The 23,709-nt window shown below is 70.3% G+C and carries 22 protein-coding genes and 1 pseudogene; 16 read left to right on the top strand and 7 right to left on the bottom strand.

The genetic code is table 11. The features are described 5' to 3' along the window. Positions 1-101 precede the first annotated feature (101 nt). From AC068D_RS10935 to AC068D_RS10925, 3 genes are read left to right on the top strand one after another with little or no spacing between them, the layout of a single operon-like run. On the top strand, positions 102-1,142 hold the full coding sequence (locus AC068D_RS10935) for a S1C family serine protease (protein WP_478822661.1): 1,041 nt from the start codon (positions 102-104) through the stop codon (positions 1,140-1,142). 20 nt (positions 1,143-1,162) lie between these two features. Then, positions 1,163-1,891, top strand: coding sequence for a response regulator transcription factor (locus AC068D_RS10930; RefSeq protein ID WP_478822660.1), 729 nt, complete (start codon positions 1,163-1,165; stop codon positions 1,889-1,891). Next, positions 1,888-3,336 carry a HAMP domain-containing sensor histidine kinase gene (locus tag AC068D_RS10925; protein WP_478822659.1) on the top strand — a complete coding sequence of 483 codons (1,449 nt, stop codon included), beginning with the start codon at positions 1,888-1,890 and terminating at the stop codon, positions 3,334-3,336. The genes AC068D_RS10930 and AC068D_RS10925 overlap by 4 nt, the downstream gene beginning before the upstream one ends. On the opposite strand, the gene AC068D_RS10920 is transcribed toward AC068D_RS10925, so the two are convergent. Together AC068D_RS10920 and AC068D_RS10915 are read right to left on the bottom strand one after the other, a co-directional pair. Further along, positions 3,301-4,173, bottom strand: coding sequence for a phosphatidylinositol-specific phospholipase C (locus AC068D_RS10920; RefSeq protein WP_478822658.1), 873 nt, complete (start codon positions 4,171-4,173; stop codon positions 3,301-3,303). The two genes, AC068D_RS10925 and AC068D_RS10920, sit on opposite strands and share 36 nt — an antisense overlap. A 193-nt stretch (positions 4,174-4,366) precedes the next feature. Then, positions 4,367-6,181, bottom strand: coding sequence for a bifunctional metallophosphatase/5'-nucleotidase (locus AC068D_RS10915; RefSeq protein ID WP_478822657.1), 1,815 nt, complete (start codon positions 6,179-6,181; stop codon positions 4,367-4,369). Between the two features lie 219 nt (positions 6,182-6,400). Here AC068D_RS10915 and mshD point away from each other — a divergent pair, with 219 nt between their 5' ends. The 12 genes and pseudogenes from mshD (at position 6,401) to pstB (ending at position 18,490) form a co-directional block, all read left to right on the top strand. Continuing rightward, complete coding sequence (gene mshD / locus AC068D_RS10910) at positions 6,401-7,324, top strand: mycothiol synthase (RefSeq protein ID WP_478822656.1); 924 nt, start codon at positions 6,401-6,403, stop codon at positions 7,322-7,324. 101 nt (positions 7,325-7,425) lie between these two features. After that, positions 7,426-7,824, top strand: a complete 399-nt coding sequence (locus AC068D_RS10905) for a GntR family transcriptional regulator (protein ID WP_478822655.1) — start codon at positions 7,426-7,428, stop codon at positions 7,822-7,824. Next, positions 7,821-8,702 carry an ABC transporter ATP-binding protein gene (locus AC068D_RS10900; RefSeq protein ID WP_478822654.1) on the top strand — a complete coding sequence of 294 codons (882 nt, stop codon included), beginning with the start codon at positions 7,821-7,823 and terminating at the stop codon, positions 8,700-8,702. The genes AC068D_RS10905 and AC068D_RS10900 overlap by 4 nt, the downstream gene beginning before the upstream one ends. Further along, positions 8,699-9,643, top strand: coding sequence for an ABC transporter permease (locus AC068D_RS10895; protein WP_478822653.1), 945 nt, complete (start codon positions 8,699-8,701; stop codon positions 9,641-9,643). The genes AC068D_RS10900 and AC068D_RS10895 overlap by 4 nt, the downstream gene beginning before the upstream one ends. 254 nt (positions 9,644-9,897) lie before the next feature. Next, the gene (locus AC068D_RS10890; RefSeq protein ID WP_478822652.1) at positions 9,898-12,120 is read left to right on the top strand and encodes an RNA degradosome polyphosphate kinase; all 2,223 of its coding nucleotides are present in this window, start codon (positions 9,898-9,900) and stop codon (positions 12,118-12,120) included. Then, a pseudogene (locus tag AC068D_RS10885) lies at positions 12,044-12,433 on the top strand (CHAD domain-containing protein); the annotation flags it as partial. The gene AC068D_RS10890 and the pseudogene AC068D_RS10885, both read left to right, overlap by 77 nt. A 204-nt stretch (positions 12,434-12,637) precedes the next feature. Further along, on the top strand, positions 12,638-13,645 hold the full coding sequence (locus AC068D_RS10880; protein ID WP_478823117.1) for a CHAD domain-containing protein: 1,008 nt from the start codon (positions 12,638-12,640) through the stop codon (positions 13,643-13,645). Further along, a complete protein-coding gene (locus AC068D_RS10875; RefSeq protein WP_478822651.1) occupies positions 13,642-14,103 on the top strand; it encodes an NUDIX hydrolase in 462 nt (153 codons plus the stop codon). Before AC068D_RS10880 ends, AC068D_RS10875 begins: the two co-directional genes overlap by 4 nt. A gap of 288 nt (positions 14,104-14,391) precedes the next feature. Beyond that, positions 14,392-15,525, top strand: a complete 1,134-nt coding sequence (gene pstS, locus AC068D_RS10870) for a phosphate ABC transporter substrate-binding protein PstS (protein WP_478822650.1) — start codon at positions 14,392-14,394, stop codon at positions 15,523-15,525. A 102-nt stretch (positions 15,526-15,627) separates the two neighbouring features. Further along, positions 15,628-16,620 carry a phosphate ABC transporter permease subunit PstC gene (gene pstC / locus AC068D_RS10865; protein ID WP_478822649.1) on the top strand — a complete coding sequence of 331 codons (993 nt, stop codon included), beginning with the start codon at positions 15,628-15,630 and terminating at the stop codon, positions 16,618-16,620. Continuing rightward, complete coding sequence (pstA, locus tag AC068D_RS10860) at positions 16,617-17,690, top strand: phosphate ABC transporter permease PstA (RefSeq protein WP_478822648.1); 1,074 nt, start codon at positions 16,617-16,619, stop codon at positions 17,688-17,690. The genes pstC and pstA overlap by 4 nt, the downstream gene beginning before the upstream one ends. A 23-nt stretch (positions 17,691-17,713) precedes the next feature. Then, positions 17,714-18,490, top strand: coding sequence for a phosphate ABC transporter ATP-binding protein PstB (pstB, locus tag AC068D_RS10855; RefSeq protein WP_478822647.1), 777 nt, complete (start codon positions 17,714-17,716; stop codon positions 18,488-18,490). A 494-nt stretch (positions 18,491-18,984) separates the two neighbouring features. Here pstB and AC068D_RS10850 read toward each other — a convergent pair whose 3' ends face one another. Both AC068D_RS10850 and AC068D_RS10845 read right to left on the bottom strand, forming a co-directional pair. Continuing rightward, positions 18,985-19,983, bottom strand: a complete 999-nt coding sequence (locus AC068D_RS10850; protein WP_478822646.1) for an inorganic phosphate transporter — start codon at positions 19,981-19,983, stop codon at positions 18,985-18,987. Between the two features lie 6 nt (positions 19,984-19,989). Continuing rightward, positions 19,990-20,610, bottom strand: a complete 621-nt coding sequence (locus tag AC068D_RS10845) for a DUF47 domain-containing protein (protein WP_093661211.1) — start codon at positions 20,608-20,610, stop codon at positions 19,990-19,992. 208 nt (positions 20,611-20,818) lie between these two features. On the opposite strand from AC068D_RS10845, the gene AC068D_RS10840 reads away from it, so the two are divergent. Beyond that, positions 20,819-21,202 carry a metal-sensitive transcriptional regulator gene (locus AC068D_RS10840; protein ID WP_478822645.1) on the top strand — a complete coding sequence of 128 codons (384 nt, stop codon included), beginning with the start codon at positions 20,819-20,821 and terminating at the stop codon, positions 21,200-21,202. A gap of 34 nt (positions 21,203-21,236) precedes the next feature. On the opposite strand, the gene AC068D_RS10835 is transcribed toward AC068D_RS10840, so the two are convergent. The 3 genes from AC068D_RS10835 to AC068D_RS10825 form a co-directional block, all read right to left on the bottom strand. After that, positions 21,237-21,407: a hypothetical protein gene (locus AC068D_RS10835; protein ID WP_478822644.1), complete on the bottom strand. Its 171-nt coding sequence runs from the start codon at positions 21,405-21,407 to the stop codon at positions 21,237-21,239. Between the two features lie 101 nt (positions 21,408-21,508). After that, a complete protein-coding gene (locus AC068D_RS10830; RefSeq protein WP_478823116.1) occupies positions 21,509-22,348 on the bottom strand; it encodes an SCO4651 family lipoprotein in 840 nt (279 codons plus the stop codon). Between the two features lie 570 nt (positions 22,349-22,918). Beyond that, a complete protein-coding gene (locus tag AC068D_RS10825) occupies positions 22,919-23,653 on the bottom strand; it encodes a phosphatase PAP2 family protein (protein ID WP_478822643.1) in 735 nt (244 codons plus the stop codon). Between the last annotated feature and the right edge of the window lie 56 nt (positions 23,654-23,709).

Below are 23,709 nucleotides of genomic sequence, written 5' to 3'. Positions count from 1 at the left end.
CTCCGCCGAGGGGCAGACTTTACATCGGGCATACACGGTTCTGTCGGGCTTCTCACCCCGTCCTCAGGGTCTTCTCATCCACGGCCCCGAGAGTCGTCTCCATGACGGACCACTACCGCAGCGGCGACCACCGCACCCTCACCGACGCACAGCAGTACCCGTACGTCACCGACGGGCAGCATGACCCGTACGCAGGGTCGGCCGACGGCGGCTACCCGCCTCCCCCCGCACATCCCCCCGTGCCCGCCTCGCACGCGGCACCCGCGCCCCGTGTCAAGCGGTCCGCCGCGCTGCTCGCCGCCGTGGCGATCGCCGCCGCGGTCGTCGGCGGCGGCACCGCCACGCTCGTGGAGCGCTTCGCCGACACCGGCACCGCCCCCGCGTCGTCGACCGGTGTGGTCGACGGGACCACGGTCTCCCGGACCAGCCAGGGAACCGTGGCGGGTGTCGCCGAGGCCGTGTCGCCCAGCATCGTGGAGATCGGCGCGTCCACCTCCGCCGGCTCGTCCACCGGCTCCGGCGTGATCATCAGCGAGGACGGCGAGATCATCACCAACAACCACGTCGTCTCGGGCGCCGACACGGTCAAGGTGACCCTCAGCGACGGCAAGTCGTACACCGCGGATGTCATCGGCACCGACCCCGACAAGGACCTCGCCCTGGTGGAGGTCCGGGGGGCGAAGGGTCTGAAGGCGGCGACCCTCGGCGACTCGGACCTCCTGAAGGTCGGTGAGGAAGTCGTCGCGATCGGCTCACCCGAGGGCCTCACCGGCACCGTGACCAGCGGCATCGTCTCGGCGCTCGACCGCGACGTCACCGTGGCCAAGGACGAGGGGCAGCAGCCTCGGCAGGACCCGCGGCAGAGCTGGCCCTTCGAATTCGGCGGCCAGGAGTTCAACGGGGACACCGGCGACTCCAAGACCACGTACAAGGCCATCCAGACCGACGCCTCGCTCAACCCCGGAAACTCCGGCGGCGCCCTGATCAATATGAACGGCGAGATCGTCGGCATCAACTCGGCCATGTACTCCCCGAGTTCCGCGAACGGCGGCGGCGCAGGCAGCGTCGGCCTCGGCTTCGCGATCCCCGTCAACACCGTCAAGGCCGACCTGGACGGCCTCCGCTCCGGTTCCTCCGGCTGAGAGCGTGCAAGGCTGACTCCATGACGACCGCTCCCGGTGAAGGCGACCGCATCCTCATCGTCGACGACGAACCCGCCGTACGCGAGGCACTCCAGCGCAGTCTCGCGTTCGAGGGATACGCCACCGAGGTCGCCGTCGACGGGGTCGACGCCCTCGCCAAGGTGGAGTCGTACGCGCCCGACCTCGTCGTTCTCGACATCCAGATGCCGCGCATGGACGGGCTGACGGCTGCCCGTCGCATCCGCTCGACCGGCTCCACGCTGCCGATCCTGATGCTCACCGCCCGCGACACCGTCGGCGACCGCGTCACCGGTCTCGACGCGGGAGCGGACGACTATCTGGTGAAGCCGTTCGAGCTGGACGAACTCTTCGCCCGCATCCGTGCGCTGCTGCGCCGCAGCTCGTACACCGGTGCCACCGCCGACCGGGAAGCCATGGGTGATGTGCTCACCTTCGCCGACCTGCGGATGGACCCGGCCACCCGCGAGGTGACCCGTGGCGCACGCCAGGTCGAGCTGACCCGCACCGAGTTCACGCTCCTCGAGCTGTTCCTGACGCATCCGCGACAGGTGCTGACCCGGGAGCAGATCCTCAAGTCCGTCTGGGGCTTCGACTTCGAGCCGAGCTCCAACTCGCTGGACGTGTACGTGATGTACCTGCGCCGCAAGACGGAGGCCGGGGGCGAGCCGCGCCTGGTCCAGACGGTGCGCGGGGTCGGCTATGCCCTGAGGGAGGGGTCACCGGAGTGACCCGCGGATTCCAGTCGCTGCCCCTGAGATCGCGGCTCGCGCTGCTGACGGCGTCCGCCGTCGCCATGGCGGTCGCCGCGGTCGCCGTGACGTGCTGGCTGCTCGCGCGCGCCCAGTTGCGACAGGAACTCGACACCTCGCTGCGCAACACCAGTGCGCCGATCAGCACGGCGCTCGACGCGGCGCAGGCCTGCGGCAGCCCCGAGAGCCGGGATGCGGCGCGCACCTCCTCGTTCGCGTACGTCCAGGTCATCGATGTCAGCGGCAGCCGCTGTGTGGGGGCGGGCTCCGAACCGGTGAAGGTGCAGAGCGAGGACATCCAGGTCGCACGGGGCGCCCTGCGCGAATCCCTGCACAGCAGCACGACCGACGACGGCGACGAGGTGCGGGTGCACACCGAGCGGATGCGGCTGCCCGGGCTCGGCCCCGAGGTCGCCGTGACCATCGCCCGCCCCCTGAACGAGATCGACACCGCTCTGAACAGGCTCGCCCTGCTGCTGACCGCGCTGGCCGGCGTCGGCGTCGTCGCCGCCGGCGCCGCCGGGCTCTGGGTCGCCCGCACCGGGCTGAAGCCGGTGGACCGGCTCACGGACACCGTCGAGCACGTGGCCCGTACCGAGGATCTGACCGTACGGATCCCCGTCGAGGGCGAGGACGAGATCGCCCGGCTGTCCCGCTCCTTCAACCAGATGACCGCCGCGCTCGCGTCCTCCCGGGACCGGCAGGCGCAGCTCATCGCGGACGCGGGTCATGAGCTGCGGACACCGCTCACCTCGCTGCGCACGAACATCGAATTGCTGGCCCGCAGCGAGGAGACCGGCCGGGACCTCCCGCCCGGGGACCGGGCCGCGCTGCTGGAGTCGGTCAAGGCGCAGATGACCGAGCTGGCCGCGCTGATCGGCGACCTGCAGGAGCTGGCCCGCCCGGACAGCGCCCAGCCGGGCCCGCTGCACGTGGTGGCGCTCCATGAGATCGCGCGGACCGCGCTGGACCGCGCGCGGCTGCGCGGTCCGGAGCTGACCGTGACCGCCGAGCTGCAGTCCTGGTACGTGAGGGCGGAGCCGGCGGCGCTGGAGCGCGCACTGGTCAATGTGCTGGACAACGCGGTCAAGTTCTCGCCGAGGAGCGGGACGGTCGAGGTGCTGCTGGACTGCGGCGTGCTGACCGTGCGCGATCACGGCCCAGGTGTTCCGCCCGACGAACTCCCGCATGTCTTCGAACGGTTCTGGCGCTCCCCGTCCGCCCGCGCGCTGCCCGGCTCGGGTCTCGGTCTGTCGATCGTGGCCCGCACGGTCCAGCAGGCCGGCGGTGAGGTGGCGCTGCGTCCGGCGGAGGGCGGCGGGACGGTCGCCGAGATCAGGCTGCCGGGCGCCCCGACCCCGCCGCCCGCCGCGCCGCACTCCTCCTCGTCAGTTGTGGCGGATGAGCGATTCGACGAGCCCTGAGCGGGTGTTGGGGAAGTCCATGGGGACGACTCCGAGTCCCTTCCAGCTGCTCGCCGTGCCGTCGAGGAGGCCGTGGACGCGCGGATTGAGGTTGTCGGAGTTCCAGCGCGGTGGCAGATACGCCGAGGTGCTGACGAAGTTGATGTAGAGCTTGCCCGGCTGCTGGGTGGCCTTGCGCAGATGGGCCTCGATCTTGGGGTACTTGTCCCAGGGGAGGTCGTTCCAGGCGTCCTGGATGTCGAAGACGTTCCCGTCCCACCACTTCACGCCGGGGAGTCCACCGTTGTCGGCGACGAGGACGACCTTTCCGCGGGCCTGGCCGAGGGTGGGGAGGGTGTCGCCGATGTGGAACAGGGGGCGCCAGCCCCGCACGTCGAGATAGTTGTCGAAGATGCCTCGGAACGTGGCGTCACTTTCTCCCGAGTGTTCCTGCTTGACCCGCATCAGGACGGTCTCGGAGGGGCGGGCGGCGAGGAAGTTCCAGCAGGCGACGAGGACGTCGCCGAGCATCATGTTCTGGTAGGCGGCACCGTGGTGGATGGCGAAGGAGCCGTCGATGGCCCGGCACCGTACGTCGAGGAAGCGGATCCCGGAGTCGAGCTGCTGCGCGATGGTGGTGTTCTGGCACTCGGCCCACGGCCCGCCGAAACGGGCACCGGAGTCGTGGGTGCCGGGGATGGTGAGGGACGACAGCGCCCTGCCGCCGTCGATGCCGCTCATCCAGTCCTGGGTGCCCAGCAGCCGCCGTCCGGAAGCGGCGGCCGGTGACGCTCCGATGAGGGCGGTGGCGGACGCGACCGCCGCGCCCGTGAGGAAACCACGTCTGCTCAAGGACATGTGCTGTCTCCTTCGTCGGCCTCCGCGATGTGGGGGGGGGTCGCGGTCGGCAGACGGATAATTGCAGACATGCCCATGACAGAAAATGGGTTGGGCGGAAACATCCGCGGGAACGGCAGGGGCCGGACGACAGTGGTGCCGACGACCGAGGGGCGGCGGGCCGACGGCCCACCGCCCCTCTGCGCGCTGCTCGTTACTTGATGACCGTGATCCGGCCGGTGGCCGGCGCCGCGATCGGGCCGCTCGCGCTGGAGTGCGCGGCGAAGTAGCCGGTGAGGGCGTCCAGGTCGGACCCGCCCACCAGCTTGTTCTTGTGCTCCTTCAGGACCGGGAAGCCGTCGCCGCCGCCCGCGAGGAACTCGTTCATCGCGACCCGGTAGGTCTTCGCCGGGTCGATCGCCTCACCGTTCAGCTTCACCGAGTCGACGACGATCCGGTCGGCACCGGTCTTCGTCATGTCCAGCGTGTAGGTGAAGCCCTTCGACACCTGGAGGATCTTCGGGGCGGCCTGGTTGGCTCCGCTGACCTGCTGCTGGAGCGTCGTGATCAGCTGAGCGCCGGTCAGGTCGACCGCCGTCATCATGTTGGTGAACGGCTGCACGGTGAAGGCCTCGCCGTAGGTCACCACGCCGTCGCCCTCGCTGCCGGACGCCTTGTGGATCAGGCCCGCGCGGATACCGCCCGGGTTCATGAGGGCGATCTGCGCGCCGCCCTTGTCGGCCGGGGCCATGTTCTCGAGCTGGGCGTCCGTGATCAGGTTGCCGAGAGGCTTCTCGAGCGCGTCGGCGGGGTTCTCGATGTCGCCGGAGATGTAGCCGACGGGCCGGTTCGCGATCGGCGCGGCGAGCGCGTTCCAGCGGTCGATGAGCCGGGTCATGTCCTCGGCCTTGGCCACGTCACGGGTGACGACGTGGTTGGCGGAGGCGACGGACGTACGGACGATGTCCCTGGTGCGACGGTCGTACGTGAGCGTCGTGTCGGTGTACAGCTTGCCGAAGGAGGCCGCGGAGGTGACCGTGCGCGGCTTGCCGGACGGGTCCGGGATCGTGCACGCGTACGCCTGGTGGGTGTGACCGGTGACCAGGGCGTCGACCTGCGGGCTGACGTTCTTGGCGATGTCCGCGATCGGGCCGGAGATGCCGTCGCCGGGGCCCGGGCTGTCGCAGTTGTAGTTGTACGAGGACGAGGCCGGCAGCCCGCCCTCGTGCAGCAGGGCGACGATCGACTTGACGCCCTTGCGCTCGAGGATCTTCGTGTACTTGTTGATCGTCTCGACCTCGTCGCCGAACTTCAGGCCCTTGATGCCCTCGGCGGAGACGATGTTCGGAGTGCCCTCGAGGGTGACGCCGATGAAGCCGATCTTCACCCCGTTCCGCTCCCAGACGAAGTACGGGTCCAGGATCGGACGGCCGGACTTCTCCTTGGTCACATTGGCGGCGAGGTACGGGAAGTCGGCGCCCCGGAACCGCTTCGGCTTGCCCTTGCCCGTCTTCTCGTAGCAACCCTCGGTGGGGTGGCAGCCGCCGTACTGCAGCCGGGCGAGTTCCTTGGCGCCCTCGTCGAACTCGTGGTTGCCGACGGAGGTGACGTCGAGCTCGAGCTTGTTCAGCGCCTCGATGGTCGGCTCGTCGTGGAAGAGGCCGGAGAGCAGCGGCGAAGCGCCGACCATGTCACCGGCCGCGGCCGTGATCGAGTACTTGTGGCCCTGGCGGGCCTGTCGCAGATGGGTCGCCAGGTACTCGGCGCCACCCGCGTCGATCGTCTTGGTGGTGCCGTCCGGGTTGGTCTCGGTGACGCGTCCGGCCGAGCCGGCCGGCGGCTGCAGATTGCCGTGCAGGTCGTTGAAGGACAGCAGCTGGACGTCCACGGTCCGGCCGTGGCCGTGCCCGTGCCCGTAGCTGCGCTCCTGGGCTCCGGCGGGCATCGCGGCGACCAGTGCGCCGACGGTGGTCAGTCCGGCGACGGCGGCAAGTATGCGGCGGCGCTTCTGGTGGGATGTCGCTGACATCTGTCCCCTTGTCAGTCTCAGCGTGATGACGGTCGTGCTCGGTGGTACTGGGTCGTGCTCGGTGTTGATCGGTCGTGCTCGGTGGTACCGGTCGTACTCGATGGCGCAAAAGTGGCGCTCAGCCGCGCAGCCTATTGTCAACGCGCGTAGCACGACAGGGGGTAGCGGGTTACGACCTGGTTTCCGATCGGCTGCTGCCCGGCGCCGTACCCTCGACGTATGACTGACGCAGCCCCAGCCCTTGAGCCCGGCCGGCAGATCCAGACGCTCGACGAACTCACCCCGGAGCAGGCCGATGACGTCCTGCGCCTGCTCTCCGCCGCTGCCCGCGCCGACGGGATGCAGGCCGTCTCCGAGCAGGGACGGCTGCAGCTGCGCCACGGCCGGCGCGAGGGAGTGCGGCACTTCCTGCTCACCGTCGCAGGCGATCTCCGCGGCTACGCCCAACTGGAGGACACCGACCCCGTGGAGGCCCCGGCGGCGGAACTGGTCGTCCATCCGGGACACCGCGGCCGTGGTCACGGCCGCGCCCTCGGCAGCACACTGCTGGCCGCATCCGGCAAGCGCCTTCGTGTGTGGGCCCACGGCGGCAAGTCCGCGGCCCGCCATCTCGCCCAGGTCCTCGGCCTCACCCTGTTCCGCGAACTGCGCCAGCTGCGCCGCCCGTTGAGCCCGCTCGACATCCCGGAGCCGGCCCTGCCCGAGGGAGTGACGATCCGCAGCTTCGTCCCCGGCCAGGACGATGCGGCCTGGATCACGGTGAACGCGGCGGCCTTCGCCCACCATCCCGAGCAGGGCTCGGTCACCCAGCGCGACCTCGACGACCGCAAGGAGGAGCCCTGGTTCGACCCCAAGGGCTTCTTCCTCGCCGAACGCGGGGGCGAGATCGTCGGCTTCCACTGGACGAAGATCCACGCCGAGGATCAGCTCGGCGAGGTGTATGTGATCGGCATCCGCCCGGACGCCCAGGGCACCGGCCTGGGCAAGGCCCTCACCGCGATCGGTCTGCGCCATCTCGCCGCGCAGGGTGTGCCGACGGCCATGCTCTACGTCGACGCGGACAACACGGCGGCGCTGCGGGTGTACGAGCGGCTGGGCTTCCTCACCCACGAGGTGGATCTGATGTACCGCACGGAGACCTGACGGAGCACAAGGACACCACGGCACGGACCACAGGGGGCGGTTGACACCGCCCCCTTCCTTGCACCACCCTTTCACTACTTGATTAGTGAAAGGGTGGTGCCGTGATCGAGTACCGGATCGACCGGCGCAGCGGCGTCGCCACCTATCTGCAGATCGTGCAGCAGACGAAGCAGGCACTGCGGCTGGGACTGCTGGAACCGGGCGACCGGCTGCCCACCGCCCGCGAGGTGGTGGAGGCGACCGCCATCAACCCGAACACCGTGCTCAAGGCCTATCGAGAGCTGGAGCGCGAGGGGCTGGTCGAGGCACGCCGGGGCCTCGGCACCTTCGTCCGCAGGACGCTGGGCAGCGCGGGCGCCGACTCGCCCCTGCGCGCCGAACTCGCCGACTGGGCGGCCCGGGCGCGGGCCGAGGGCCTGGAGCGGGAGTACGTGTCCGCCCTCTTCGCCGCCGTGCTCGACGAGCACTTCACGAACCACCACAGGGGGGACGACGCATGACCGATACGGCACTGGAGGCCATCGGCCTCGGCAGGGCATACAGGCGCACATGGGCCTTGTGGGACTGCACATTCCGTCTGCCGGCAGGCCGGATCTGCGCCCTCGTCGGCCCCAACGGGGCGGGAAAGTCCACCCTGCTGGCCATGGCCGCGGGACTGCTGCGACCCACCGAGGGCAGTATCCGCGTCCTCGGCACCGACGCGGCGTCGGCCCGCGAGCGACTGGCGTACGTCGGCCAGGACAAGCCCCTCATCCCCCAGCTCACGGTCGCCGAGACCCTGCGCATGGGCCGGGAGCTCAACCCCGGCCGATGGGACGACGACGTCACCGCGCGCATCGTGGAAGCCGGCCGACTCGACCCGGGCGCCCGCGTCCGCACCCTCTCCGGTGGACAGCGCACCCGCGTCGCACTCGCCCTGGCGCTCGGAAAGCGTCCCGAACTGCTGCTGCTCGACGAGCCGATGGCCGACCTCGATCCGCTCGCCCGGCACCAGCTGATGGGCACGCTGCTCGCCGACGCCGCGGAGCGGGGTACGAGCGTCGTCATGTCGTCGCACATCCTGGCCGAGCTCGAGGGGGCCTGCGACCATCTGCTGCTCGTCGACGGCGGGCACATCCGGCTCGGCGGCGGCATCGACGACCTGATCACCGCACACCGTCTGGTGACCGGACCCGCAACCCTCGACCTCTCCCCGCACACCGTTGTCGAGGCACGCACGACGGGACGTCAACTCACCGCGCTCATACGTCCCGATGAACTCCTGCCGGAGGACTGGCAGGTCATGGAACCCTCCCTGGAGGAGCTGTTGCTGGCCCATCTGCGCTCCCCCGAGGCGCCCGCCCTGCTGACCCCCGCCACGGAGGTGACCGCCGCATGAGCGCGCAGACACCGAGCGGCAGCCCGAGGACGCACGGTCCGCGCTGGGTGGTCGTCCGCCAGCACCGCCGTGTGCTGTGGACGGTGCTCGCCCTCGTCGTCCTGAGCGCGGGCGCCTTGGCCTCGGTACGGGCCTGGTACACCAGCGGTACGGACCCGGCGGCCGGCCCCGTACTGCTGCGCGCGCTGGACGACGCCAGCATGGCGATCATGCTGCTGCCGCTGCTCGTCGCGGCTTTCGTCGCCGGACCGCTGGTCGCACGCGAACTGGAGTCCGGCACCTACCGGCTGACCTGGACCCAGTCGGTGGCCCCCGCCCGCTGGCTCACGGCGAAACTGACGGTCACCGCGGCCGTCGTCATGGCCGGCGCAGCGCTGCTGGTCGGCGTCTTCCGCTGGGCCTGGGGACCCGTGCGGCACACCATGATGACGCAGTTCTGGGACGCCCAGGTGTACGCGACCATCGGCACCACCGCGGTGGCGAACGGCCTGCTGGCCGTCGCACTCGGAGCCCTGTGCGGGCTGCTGGTCCGCCGTACGCTCGTCGCGATGAGCGTCGCCGGGCTCGCGACCGGCGCCGTGCTGGTCGCACTGGGCCAGCTGCGCGCCCATCTGTGGCCCCCGGTCATGTCGACCGGTGCCGACCTGCCGGCCCTCGGCCACGGCTGGTGGCAGGAAGGCGGCGAGGACTGGTGGCTGGACATCGGCATGCTGACCGCCGCCGGTGAGCGGCTGTACTGGGAGGACTGCTCCCTGCCCGGCCCGCCCCAGCAGGACCGCCTGCAGTGCATGACCGAGAAGGGCGGGGTCACGGAATTCGTGCTCCACCACCCCGCCTCGCACTTCTGGCCGGTCCAGCTCGTCGAGACCGGTATCGTCCTCGTCCTGGCGGCGCTCGTGACGGCCGCCGCCTACCGGGTGCTGCGGCGGCACCACGCCTGAGGCACCATGCCCCGAGGCCGGGGGCCACCCGCGCGGGTGCCCTCGGGCGCCGCCCCTGCCGCATGCGGCACGCCCCCCGCCGCGGCGTCCTGCTTGCCCAGGCGTCATGTTCTCGTTACCAGGCATTCAGAGGCGCTTGCGACCCTCGGTGAATGCAGCCGCCTGCCGTGCCAGCCCCGAGAAATGGGCGCCTTCCCTCCACCACGGCCCGCTTCGACGCGCCCGAAAACCCCTTCGCGCGGAAGAATGGGGTCATGAGCAAGCAGCCCGCCGAGGTCCCGGTACAGCACGTCCAGCCGTCCGTCGGCTCCATAGCCGCGCACCGTCCCCACACCGTCGCCGCCGCGGTCTCCGATCTGGAACCGGACATCGACGCCGACCTCGATACGTACGAGGACGAGACCGAAGGCGCCGAGCTGCCCCAGGGCCGTTTCCTCGACCGTGAGCGCAGCTGGCTCGCGTTCAACGAGCGCGTGCTGGAGCTTGCCGAGGACCCCGCGACGCCGCTTCTGGAGCGGGCCAACTTCCTTGCCATCTTCGCCTCGAACCTGGACGAGTTCTTCATGGTCCGCGTGGCAGGCCTGAAGCGCCGGATCGCGACCGGTGTCGCGACCCGTTCCGCCTCCGGCCTGCAGCCGCGCGAGGTCCTGGACCTGATCTGGAACCGCTCGCGCGAACTCATGGCCCGCCACGCCGCCTGCTACCAGCAGGACGTGGCGCCGGCCCTGGCCGACGAGGGCATCCACCTCATCCGCTGGCCCGAGCTCACGGACAAGGAGCAGGCCCGGCTCTTCACCCTGTTCCGCCAGCAGATCTTCCCGGTCCTCACCCCGCTGGCCGTGGACCCGGCGCACCCCTTCCCCTACATCTCGGGACTGTCGCTCAACCTCGCCGTCGTCGTACGCAATCCGGTGAGCGGCCACCGCCACTTCGCCCGGGTCAAGGTGCCGCCGCTGCTGTCCCGCTTCCTGGAGGCCTCACCGCAGCGGTACGTCCCGCTGGAGGACGTCATAGCGGCGCACCTGGAGGAGCTGTTCCCCGGCATGGAGGTGCTGGCGCACCATATGTTCCGGGTGACCAGGAACGAGGACCTGGAGGTCGAGGAGGACGACGCCGAGAACCTGCTCCAGGCCCTGGAGAAGGAGCTCATGCGGCGCCGCTTCGGCCCGCCGGTGCGGCTCGAGGTCGAGGAGTCCATCGACCCGTATGTGCTGGACCTGCTGGTCCGCGAACTGAAGATCTCCGAGTCCGAGGTCTACCCGCTCCCGGGTCCCCTCGACCTGACCGGACTCTTCGGCATCGCCGCCCAGGACCGGCCCGAGCTGAAGTACCCGAAGTTCGTCGCCGGGACCCACCGCGACCTCGCCGAGGTCGAGTCGGCGTCGGCCCCCGACATCTTCGCCGCACTGCGCGAGCGGGACGTGCTCCTCCACCACCCGTACGACTCGTTCTCGACGTCCGTCCAGGCGTTCCTCGAACAGGCCGCGGCCGACCCCGACGTCCTCGCGATCAAGCAGACGCTGTACCGGACCTCCGGCGACTCACCGATCGTCGATGCGCTGATCGATGCCGCCGAATCCGGCAAGCAGGTCCTGGTCCTCGTCGAGATCAAGGCCCGCTTCGACGAGCAGGCCAACATCAAGTGGGCGCGCAAGCTGGAGGAGGCCGGCTGCCACGTCGTCTACGGGCTGGTCGGTCTGAAGACCCACTGCAAGCTGTCGCTGGTGGTCCGCCAGGAGGGCGAGACGCTGCGCCGCTACTCGCACGTCGGCACGGGCAACTACCACCCGAAGACCGCCCGGCTCTACGAGGACCTCGGCCTGCTCACCGCGGACCCCCAGGTCGGCGCGGACCTGTCCGATCTCTTCAACCGGCTGTCCGGGTACTCACGCCGTGAGACCTACCGCCGGCTGCTCGTCGCACCGAAGTCACTGCGCGACGGACTGGTCTCCCGGATCAACAAGGAGGCCGCCCACCACCGGGCGGGCCGTCCCGCCTACGTCCGTATCAAGGTCAACTCGATGGTCGACGAAGCGGTCATCGACGCCTGTTACCGGGCGGCACAGGCCGGGGTGCCGGTGGACATCTGGGTGCGCGGGATCTGCGCGATACGCCCGGGCGTCGCGGGGCTCTCGGAGAACGTCCGCGTCCGCTCGATCCTCGGCCGCTTCCTGGAGCACTCCCGGGTCTTCGCCTTCGGCAACGGCGGCGAACCCGAGGTGTGGTTCGGCAGCGCCGACATGATGCACCGCAACCTCGACCGCCGAATCGAGGCCCTTGTCCGGGTCACCGATCCGGCCCACCGCGCGGCACTGAACCGGCTGCTGGAAACCGGCATGTCCGACTCCACGTCGTCCTGGCACCTCGGCCCCGACGGGGAGTGGACGCGGCATTCCACGGATGCGGACGGCCAGCCGCTGCGGAACGTACAGGAAATGCTCATTGACGCGCGGAGGCGCCGGCGTGCACAGCCCTGACCTTCCCCTGGTGCCGCAGGGGGCCGGCGCCGACCAGGTCCTGGCCGGTTATCTGCACACGCTGGCCGCGGACTTCCTCCGCAGCCTGCGGATGCACGGCGAGAGCGGTGCGGACACGGCGGGCGCGGAGGACGCGGCCCGCGCACTGCGCCGTGCCGCCCGCCGCATCAGCGGGGCTCTGTCCACCTACCGTGCCCTGCTGGATCCCGCGTGGGCGGACCAGCTCCGCACGGAACTCATCTGGCTCTCCGGCGTCCTCGCCCAGGAGCACGCGTGCACCGTCCGGCTGTCCCGGCTCCTGGATGCCCTGGCCCGTCTTTCGGGCACGGGCCCGGTGCCGCCGGCCCGGTCGGGAACGGAACGGGTCTGCCCGGACCTTCCCCCGGCCGGAACCGCCCACGGCACCCCGGGTCGTGCGGCCGCCGGCCCGGACTCCCCGCCGCGTCCTCCCGCTACGGAATCACCGGCTCCGCCACGGACCGGCCCCGGAACGGCCCCGGCTCCGCCCGGCGCACCCGTGGCGGGCGGCGGAGCGGCCCTCGCCGCAGAGCCGCAGGTCCCGGGCAGCGCACGGGCAGCCGGGACCCCGGCCGCACGGACCGTGGACGAGGTGGCGCCTGGAGACGGGACCTCGGTGTCCCCGGGCGCCGTCGCCGGCGGCCCACAGCTCCCCGGAAGCACCCGGGCCGCAGCCGCTGCCCGTAGCCGGCTCACGACGACGGCGATCGACGCGGCAGCCGCCGGTCCTGCGACCACGGGCCCGGGACAGTCGGAATCCGTCAGGCCCCGCGGCGGCGCAGCCCAGGGCACGGGCCCAGGAGCCCGTGGTTCCGCTCGCGGCGCCGGGGCGGCGGGCCGGGGCGGCGGGGGCGGAGCGCTCACCGTCGGCGCCGCGCGGGCCGGCGCGCTGCTCGAGCGCCAGCTGACGCTCGCACGGACACGGGCGCACTCCGCCGCGCTGCAGGCCATCGGCTCGGCGCGCTTCCACGCCGTCGCCGATGCCGTCGCACTGCTCGCGTCCGAGGTTCCGCTGACGGCGGCCGCCGCAGCGCCCGCAGGCGTACTGGAGGTGCACGCGGAGAAGGCCCGGCGCAGGCTCCTGGACGCCGTCGCCGCGCTGCCGTTGACACGCGCCTCGCATCCGTACAACGCCGATGCGCTGGTCCACGGTCTGGCCACCGCCTCCGCGGGTGAGGCCCAGGACGCCCCCTGGCACCAGGTGCGGCTGCTGCTCAGGCTGCACCGGTACGCCCAGGAGGTCACCGACCCCCGTACGGACCCGCTGCTGGCGGTCGCCGGCCGCACCCTGGACCGGCACCGGGACGCGGCCGAGGCGGCCGCCTCGGCCGCGTCCGCCGCCCGTACGCCCCGTATCGCCCCCGCGACCGCCTATGCCCTCGGTGTCCTCCACGCCGACCAGCGCCATGAGGTCGAGGCCACCCGCTTCGCCTTCCAGCAGGTCTGGCAGGGCCTCGCTCCCGGGCCCACGGGCCACCGGGACAACCAGGCGGTGGCCGCGCCATGACTACGCCCGGGGCCGGCAGCACCGTCCGCGCCGCCGGATGCGTCCTGTGGCGGCGCTCCCACCGGGGCGGCTCCCCCGGCGGCGACGCGATCGAGATCTGCCTCGTCCACCGTCCCCGCTACGACGACTGGTCCCACCCCAAGGGCAAGCTGAAGCGCGGTGAGGACCGGCTGGTCGGCGCCCTGCGCGAGGTCCTGGAGGAGACCGGGCACCGCGGCACCCCGGGCCCGCGCCTCCCGACCGTCCACTACATCGCGAACGGTCGACCCAAGGAAGTCAGTTACTGGGCGGCCGAGGCGGAGACCCCGGGTGACTTCACCCCGGGCAAGGAGGTCGACCGCATCATGTGGCTGCCGCCGGCCTCCGCGCGCGCCCGGCTCACCCAGCCCCGTGACCGCCATCTCGTGGACGCACTCATCTCAGAACTCGGGACAATCGGGGCATTCGGCACGCATTAGTGCCTCATGGGCGTTTCAGGGCATCGGCAGGCGGGCAGGCGCTGGCGGACGTCCCTTGATACCCCGCATCACCTCCCGCTACTCACACCACGCCCGAGAACTTCCCCGCCCGGCAGGGTTCACCTTCCGTTCACTCCCCTCCGTCGGCGGCTTCACCTGATCTGCCTAATTTCGGGCCTACAAGGTGACCGGCGCCTCGCCGCACCACTCACCCCGACGCGCGCCGCCGTGCAACGTCAGAACGAGACGACGTCCCCGACCGGCGCTCCTGGAAGGAACACCCGAAAAGTGAAGCTTCAGCGCAACAACGGGCTTCGCGCCACCGCGCTCGCTGCCCTTGCGGTCTCCGGCGCCCTGGTCCTCACGGCGTGCGGCTCGGACAACAACACCGGCGACACCAACGGCGGCGACAAGACGAAGGCCGCCTCCGCCATCAAGTGCGACAACGCCAAGGGCCAGCTCCTCGCCGCCGGCTCCAGCGCGCAGAAGAACGCCATGGACCTCTGGGTGAAGGAATTCCAGGCGGCCTGCTCCGGCGTCGAGATCAACTACCAGCCCATCGGCTCCGGCGGCGGCATCACCAAGTTCAACCAGGGCCAGGTCGCCTTCGCCGGCTCCGACTCCGCCCTGAAGCCCGAAGAGGTCGAGGAGTCCAAGAAGGTCTGCTCCGGCGGTCAGGGCATCAACCTGCCGATGCTCGGCGGCCCGATCGCGATCGGCTACAACCTGAGCGGTGTGGACAACCTCGTCCTCGACGCCCCGACCCTCGCCAAGATCTTCGACAACAAGATCACCAAGTGGAACGACCCGGCGATCGCCAAGCTGAACCCGGGTGTCAAGCTGCCCGCCTCCACCATCCAGGCGTACCACCGCTCGGACGAGTCCGGCACCACGCAGAACCTGGGCAAGTTCCTCAGCGAGGCCGCCCCTGCCGAGTGGAAGCACGACCCGAAGTCGAAGGCGTGGCTCGCCGACGGTGGCCAGGCCGCCAACGGATCCTCCGGTGTCGCCACGGGCGTCAAGGGCGCCGAGGGCACGATCGGCTACTTCGAGCTGTCCTACGCGACCGCCAACAAGATCAACACTGTCAAGATCGACACCGGCGCGGGCACCCCGGTGGAGGCCACCTCCGAGAACGCCTCCAAGGCGATCGCCGCGGCCAAGATCAAGGGCACGGGCAAGGACCTCGCCCTGGGTCTCGACTACAAGACCAAGGCTCCGGGCGCCTACCCGCTCACCCTGGTGACGTACGAGATCGCCTGCGACAAGGGCAACAAGGCGGAGACCCTGCCGACCCTGAAGGCGTTCCTCACCTACACCGCCAGCGAGGAGGGCCAGAAGGTCCTCACCGACGCCGGTTACGCCCCGCTGCCCGCCGAGATCGCGGCCAAGGTCCGCGAGATCGTCCCCACCCTGTCCTGACCCGACCGGGGCCGGTCCGACCACACCAAGGCCGGACCGGCCCCAGCATCCGGTGCACCGCCGCCCGGGAGCCGTCCACGGCTCCGCAGACCGGAGAAAATCATGGCAACCACCACGCACACCGAAGCGCCGCCCCCACCAGGGCCGGCCACCACGAACACCACATCCAAGAGCCGCCCAGGAGACCGCGTCTTCCTGGGTCTGTCGCGCGGATCCGGCATCACCCTCCTGGTGATCATGGCCGCGATCGCCGGCTTCCTCACCTACCGCACGATCCTCGCGGTCTCGAAGGACCAGGGGAACTTCCTCACGACCTTCGAGTGGAACCCGGCCGGCAACCCGCCGGTCTTCGGCATCGCGGTTCTGGCCTTCGGCACGGTCGTCTCCTCGATCATCGCCATGGCCATCGCCGTGCCGGTCGCCGTCGGCATCGCCCTCTTCATCTCGCACTACGCGCCGCGCAGGCTCGCCGCCCCGCTCGCGTACGTCGTCGACCTGCTCGCCGCCGTGCCCAGCATCATCTACGGCCTCTGGGGCGCGATCTTCCTCGTCCCGTATCTGGACGGCCTCAACAAGTGGCTCGACGAGTACATGGGCTGGACGTACATCTTCGACAAGTCGAGCGACGGCCCCGCGCGCAGCCTGTTCACCGTCGGCATCCTGCTGGCGATCATGATCCTTCCCATCATCACCAACGTCACCCGTGAGGTCTTCCTCCAGGTTCCGAAGATGCATGAGGAGGCCGCGCTCGCGCTGGGCGCCACGCGCTGGGAAGTCATTCGCATGTCGGTGCTCCCCTTCGGCCGCTCCGGCATCATCAGCGCCTCGATGCTGGGCCTGGGCCGTGCTCTCGGCGAGACCATGGCCGTCGCCGTGGTGCTCTCCCCGAGCTTCCTGATCTCCGGGCATCTGCTCGACCCGGGCGGCGGCACGTTCGCCCAGAACATCGCCTCGAAGTTCAACGAGGCGGATGAGTTCGGACGGGACGCCCTGATCGCCTCCGGCCTCGTCCTCTTCGCCATCACGCTGCTGGTCAACGGTGCGGCCCGGTGGATCATCGCCCGCCGCAAGGAGTACTCGGGGGCCAACGCATGAGCCACGCCGTCCAGAACCAGCGTCCTGTCCGGGACGCCAGGGTGAACCACCTCTCCCACGCGCGCCTGCCCCGTTGGGCCCAGCCGGCCATCGCCGTCGGTTCCGTGGCCGCGGGCATCGGTATCGGTGCGGCCGCCGGATGGCAGAGCAGGGTGCAGTGGGGTCTGCTGGCCGCCCTGATCTTCGTGGCCGCCAGCTTTCTGATCACCTCCAGGGTGGAGGGAAGCCGCCAGGCCAAGGACCGGGTGGCCACCAGCGTCATCTGGGTCTCCTTCGTCCTCGCCGTCGTCCCCCTGCTCTCCCTCGCCTGGGTCACGATCAGCAAGGGCGCGGAAGTCCTCGACGGGTACTTCCTGAGCCACTCGATGAACGGCATCCTCGACTCCGAGACCGGCGGTGGTGTCTACCACGCACTGCTGGGCACCATCGAGCAGGTCCTCATCGCCACCGCGATCGCCGCCCCCATCGGGCTGCTGACCGCGATCTACCTGGTCGAGTACGGCCGCGGAAAGCTGGCGCGGGCCGTCACCTTCTTCGTTGACGTCATGACGGGCATTCCGTCGATCGTCGCGGGTCTCTTCATCCTCGCCACCTGGAATCTGATGCTGGGCTTCGGGCCCTCCGGATTCGCCGGCGCGATGGCTCTCGCCATCCTGATGATGCCGGTCGTCGTCCGCTCCACCGAGGAGATGCTCAAGCTCGTCCCCAACGAGCTGCGCGAAGCCTCGCTCGCGCTGGGCGTCCCCAAGTGGCGCACGATCGTCAAGGTGGTCCTGCCGACCGCGATCGGCGGCATCACCACGGGCGTCATGCTCGCGGTGGCCCGCATCACGGGTGAGACGGCTCCCGTACTGCTGCTCGTCTTCGGTACGAAGCTGATCAACCCGAACCCCTTCGAAGGCGCTCAGGCCTCGCTGCCGCTGTACGTCTACGAGCAGTACGCCGTCGGTACCGACGCCGCCGTCGCCCGCGCCTGGGCAGCGGCCCTCGTACTGATCGCCTTCGTCATGATCCTCAACCTGGTGGCCCGTGGCATCGCCCGCTGGAAGGCCCCGAAGACCGGCCGCTAAGGCCTTTTGGAAGTGATTTGAACATGGCCAAGCGAATCGACGTCAGCGGTCTCAGTGCCTTCTACGGCGCCCACAAGGCCATCGAGGACATCTCGATGACCGTGGAGCCCCGCTCGGTGACGGCCTTCATCGGCCCGTCCGGCTGCGGAAAGTCCACGTTCCTGCGCACCCTGAACCGCATGCACGAGGTCACCCCCGGTGGTCGCGTCGAGGGCAAGGTGATGCTGGACGACGAGAACCTGTACGGCTCGGGTGTCGACCCGGTCGCGGTGCGCCGCACGGTGGGCATGGTGTTCCAGCGCCCGAACCCGTTCCCGACGATGTCGATCTTCGACAACGTCGCTGCGGGCCTGAAGCTCAACGGTAACTACAACAAGCGCCAGCTCGCCGAGATCGTCGAGCGGTCGCTCAAGGGCGCGAACCTCTGGAACGAGGTGAAGGACCGCCTCAACAAGCCCGGCTCGGGCCTGTCCGGCGGCCAGCAGCAGCGTCTGTGCATCGCCCGCGCGATCGCGGTCGAGCCGGACGTCCTGCTCATGGACGAGCCCTGCTCCGCGCTGGACCCGATCTCGACCCTCGCGATCGAGGACCTGATCGGCGAGCTGAAGGACCGCTTCACGATCGTCATCGTGACGCACAACATGCAGCAGGCGGCGCGTGTCTCCGACCGCACGGCCTTCTTCAACCTGGCGGCGGTCGGCCAGCCCGGCCGGCTGATCGAGATAGACGAGACGGAGCGGATCTTCTCCAACCCGTCCGTCCAGGCCACAGAGGACTACATCTCGGGCCGCTTCGGCTGAGTCCGGGCCCCCGCCCCCTCCGGTCTGCCTCGCGGTGCTGCATGGCGGTGCCACCGCAAGGCGAAGGGTCGGCCCCCTCTCGACAGAGAGGGGGCCGACACGCGTTTCCCCACCGGCGCGGGCGCCCACCGGCACCGTCACCGTCCGCGCGTCCGGGGACATCCGTCCGCAAGCGCCGGACGTGCCGAGGCGGACGGGCTCGGGCGGCGCCGCGAAGGCGGCCCGGGACATCCGTCCGCAAGCACCGGACGTGCCGAGGTCGACGGGCTCGGGCGGCGCCGCGAAGGCGGCCCGGGACATCCGTCCGTAAGCACCGGACGTGCCGAGGTCGACGGGCTCGGGCGGCGCCGCGAAGGCGGCCGGGGCATCCGTCCGCGAGGTCAGGGCACCCGGCCGGTACCGGCGGTACGGGCCGATCCGCACCCCACACCCCCGGCGCCGCGGGCCACACGCACCGCCACGACGCCGAGCGCACGCCCGCCCGGGGGCGTACCTCAGCCGAAGGCCAGGTGCACGATCCAGAAACTGACCGCAGCCACCAGCGCCGCGGCCGGCATCGTGATGAACCAGCCCATGACGATGTTCTTCGCGACACCCCACCGCACCGCGTTCACGCGCTTCGTCGCACCCACACCCATGATCGCCGAGGTGATCACATGCGTGGTCGAGATCGGGGCGTGGAAGAGGAAGGCGGACCCGAACATGATCGACGCCCCCGTCGTCTCCGCGGCGAACCCCTGGGGCGGATCGAGCTCGATGATCTTCCGCCCCAGCGTCCGCATGATGCGCCAGCCGCCCGCATACGTACCGAGCGACAGCATCACCGCGCAGACGATCTTCACCCACACCGGAATCGGGTCGCCGTAGTCCTCGACATCCGCGATGACCAGGGCCATCACCACGATGCCCATCGTCTTCTGCGCGTCCTGGAGACCGTGGCCGAGGGCCATGCCCGCCGCCGAAACGGTCTGGGCGATGCGGAATCCGCGCTTCGCCTTGGACGGGTTGGCCTTCCGGAAGATCCACATGATCGCGCACATCACCAGATAGCCCACGAGCAGGCCCACGACCGGCGAGACGAACATCGGGATGATGACCTTGTCGAGCACCCCGCCCCAGATGACCTCGGTACCGCCGGCCAGCGCCGCCCCCACCATGCCGCCGAAGAGCGCATGCGAGGACGACGACGGCAGACCGAAGTACCAGGTGATCAGGTTCCAGATGATCGCGCCGACCAGGGCCGCGAAGAGGATGCCCATGCCCCGGTCGCCCTTCGGCGTCTCGATCAGGCCCTCGCTCACGGTCTTGGCGACTCCGCTGCCGAGAAAGGCACCGGCGAGATTCATCACCGCGGCCATCGCCAGCGCGGCCCGTGGGGTGAGCGCCCGCGTGGACACGGAGGTCGCGATCGCGTTGGCGGAGTCGTGAAATCCGTTCGTGTACGTGAAGAAGAGCGCGACCCCGATGGTCACGACCAGCGCAAAGGTGTCCACGAAGCCTCAGGACTCCTTGACCGCGATGGTCTCCACCGTGTTGGCCACATGCTCGAAGGCATCGGCGGCCTCCTCCAGCACATCCACGATCTGCTTGAGCTTGAGCACCTCGATGGCGTCGTACTTACCGTTGAAGAGGTGGGCCAGAAGCTTGCGGTGGATCTGGTCCGCCTGGTTCTCGAGCCGGTTGACCTCGATCCAGTACTCGGTGAGGTTGTCCATCGTCCGCAGATGCGGCATGGCCTCCGCCGTCAGCTCCGCCGCCCGCGCCAGCACCTCGATCTGCTGCTCGACGCCCTTCGGCAACTCCTCGACGTTGTAGAGGACGACCAGGTCGACGGCCTCCTCCATGAAGTCCATGATGTCGTCGAGCGACGAGGCCAGCGAGTAGATGTCCTCGCGGTCGAAGGGGGTGATGAACGAGGAGTTCAGCTGGTGGAAGATCGCATGGGTGGCGTCGTCCCCGGCATGCTCCGCTGCCCGCATCCGTTCCGCGATCTCGGCCCGGGCGGGTCCATCCGCCCCGAGCAGTTCCATCAGGAGCTTCGAGCCCGTGACGATGTTGTCCGCGGACGCGGCGAACATGTCGTAGAAGCTCGTCTCCCTGGGGGTCAGACGAAATCGCACGTGGGGTCCTCGGGGTGCTGGGTTCGGTCAGGCTGATGCTAGGCGCATCATCCGGCCACGGCTAACCGGCGTCCCCTCAGTGTCGCCCATGGGGCACAGTGATCAGCACAGGGCCCTGCCGCAACCGTCAGGGATCGGTACCATATACCCACGAGGGGTATACCGGACAGAGCTTCGGCCATGAGATCAGGGACCACGGGAGGACGCGATGACGACCACGGGCACGGCCGCGGGGACAGCCGCGGAAACGGCCGCGGATGTGGCCGCGGAAGCAGCCGGTGGACTTCCGGTCACGGACCACGACCGCGGTGTGCACGGGTACCACAAGCAGAAGGCCGAGCACCTCAAGCGGCTGCGCCGGATCGAGGGCCAGATCCGCGGGCTGCAGCGCATGGTCGACGAGGACACGTACTGCATCGACATACTCACGCAGGTCTCCGCGTCCACGAAGGCTCTGCAGTCCTTCGCACTCCAGCTGCTCGAAGAGCATCTGCGCCACTGCGTCGCCGATGCCGCCCTCAAGGGCGGTGAGGAGATCGACGCGAAGGTGGAGGAGGCGACGAAGGCGATCGCCCGCATGATGCGGACCTGAGCGAGGGCGCGGCCCGGGGCGCACGCCTCCGCATTCAGTCGCTGCCCGACACCGTCGCACTGATCACGTTGAGCACCTCGTCGATACGGTCGGCGCTGAGCCGCTCCCCGTCCGCGGCCGACGCCGCGATCATCAATTCACCGCACAGCTCGATCTCGGCGAGGGCCACGTGGTCCTGGACTGTCGGCGTGCTGGGCGGAGCCACGTGCTTTCACCTCTTCCGGCCGGTGTCGACTTCCTAGCGTAGGGAGCTGGACACGCGCCACGCATGGCACGTCCGGACCATTTAGCGACAGCCCCCTCTGTCTAGACGCGGATCCTGCCGGCGTAGATGTCCCGGTGGGCCGGCAACTGAACGACGACGGGCGCGCCGAACTCGTACAGCAGAGTCGTCGAGGCGACGTCGACGCTGCGGCCCTGATTCACAAAGCTGAACTGGTGGCGCACCTTGCGCAGCCGCCCCGCGTCGTCGAGGTACGCGTCGAACGGCACCGCGTCCCGGGCAAATCCCTTCGCCGCCGCGGCAAGCGCACCCCGGGTCCGCGGCGAAGCGGCCCTGGCGGCGTGCGCGATGTCCGTGGTGCCGCGGTAGTGGGTGACCTTGACGCCGGCGAGGTCCTCCCGGCCGAGGTACGTCACCGTCCGCGCCCCGCGCAGCAGTTCGACGGCGGCCGCCGGGTCGGTCGCGCCACCCGTGACGAGATTGCCGTCCTTCAGGGTCGTGGTGTCGATTCGTACCCACTTGTCCGGCGGGACCCCCGCGCCGCGGTCCTTCATGTAAAGAGCACCGGGTGCGAGCAGTTCGATGATCGGCCGGTGCTCGTCCGCGCCCGCGGGATCCTTGGGCAGCACCACGCGCAGCCGGCCCATGCCGCGGCGGAAGTCATAGCCGCCCTCGCCCCGGATGGTGACCCGGGTTCCGCCGGCCGCCATCTCCATCGAGGTGCGGGCCTTGGACGTGCCGGCGCCGGCGAGCACATCGGCGGCGTTCCGTACGGCGGTGACGGGATCACCGCTGGGCCGGGCGTCGGCCACGGCATCTCCGCCCGCGGAACAACCCGTGGTCACGATCAACCCCACCCCCACACCGACCACGGCGGCGACGGCACACGCCCCGCCCCTGAGCCTGTGCTGCTGCACCACCATCGCCGGCATCCCCATTCCTCGGCCCTCCCGCCCGGGATAACGACGGTCCCCGGCACCCCGTCACGGCAAGTACCGTGGAGTCGTGGAGCGGCAACATCACACCCAGACGACGGAACGTGGTTCCTTCTGCCTCGCCAGCTGCAGCTGCGGCTGGCGGGGGCCGGCCCGCCGATCCCGTGAACGCGCCCGCACCGACGCCGAGTTGCACGAGACGAGCCCGTCCGCCGAGTCCTGACCGCCGCGAACACGAGTGCCCGCCGAGGAGGATGCCCCACGTCCCGGCGCACCCGCCGGGCACACCGCGAAGCCGCGTCGAACGGCGTCCTCGCGGCCGGACACGAACTCCACGAGACGAGCCGCCGCGACCGGCCCCGAAGGCTGCCCTCCCCAAGGGCCGCCCCCGCCGGGCGGCCTCCGCACCGAGCACCCGTGGGCGGGATACGCCTGCGCCCGGCCCCGGCGCTCGTCCTTCTCCAGGACGGGGCGACCTGTGCATGAGCATGAGGCGGGGTGAGCACCGCCTCCGCGCCCGGTGAGGGCGAGCACCGCCTCCGCGCCGGGCGGAGCCGGTTACGCCGCGAGGTCCTTCTCGCCGGGCCCGGCTGCCCGCCGCGGCTCCGCAAGGTCCAGCGTCCCGCGCAGCTCCTGGCCCTCCTGCGCCTGCTCCCGTGCCGCCGCGCGCCGCGACTGCACGATCCAACCGGCCCTTCCGGAGCGGGCGATCGCCGAGACCAGCGGGGTCAGCAAGGCCAGCGCCAGCGGTGCGAGCAGCAGTGTCACAGCCGTGCCGAGCGCGAAGCCGCCCACCACGTCCGTCGGGTAGTGGACGCCCATGTACACCCGGCAGAAGCCTTCGGCCAGCGCGAGACCGATCGCCACGAACCCGAAGTTCCGGTGTGCGACGAAGAGTCCGACGCCCAGGGCCATCGCCAGCGTCGCGTGATCGCTCACGAACGAGAAGTCGGTCTTCCCGGCCACGAGCACCTCGATCCCCTCGTGGTCCAGGAACGGGCGTGGCCGTTCCACGAACCCACGGATCGGGATGTTCACCAGCAGCGCGACAGCGGCCGCGAGCGGCGCCCAGAACAGCCCGGTCAGTGCCGCGACCGCTTCGTCCTGCGTACTCCGCCGACGGACGCTCCACCAGCACCAGAGCACCAGGAGCACCATCGCGAGCATGATCCCGTACTCACCGACGAATGCCATGACGCCGTCGAACCAGGGCGGCGCGGACCGGGCCAGCCCGTTGATGTCATGGAGCAGGCCGACGTCGGGGTTCACCCCTTGGAGTGCGAGTCCAGCCATCCTGCGGCCCCTTGCCTGCCTTGTCGCCTGCTGCCGCGGCGCACGACGGTGTGCGC

It is taken from the genome of Streptomyces sp. NPDC043861 (genome assembly GCF_056435905.1).
Note: the sequence above shows the minus strand (reverse complement) of the source record. Positions and strands in the feature narration are given on the sequence as shown.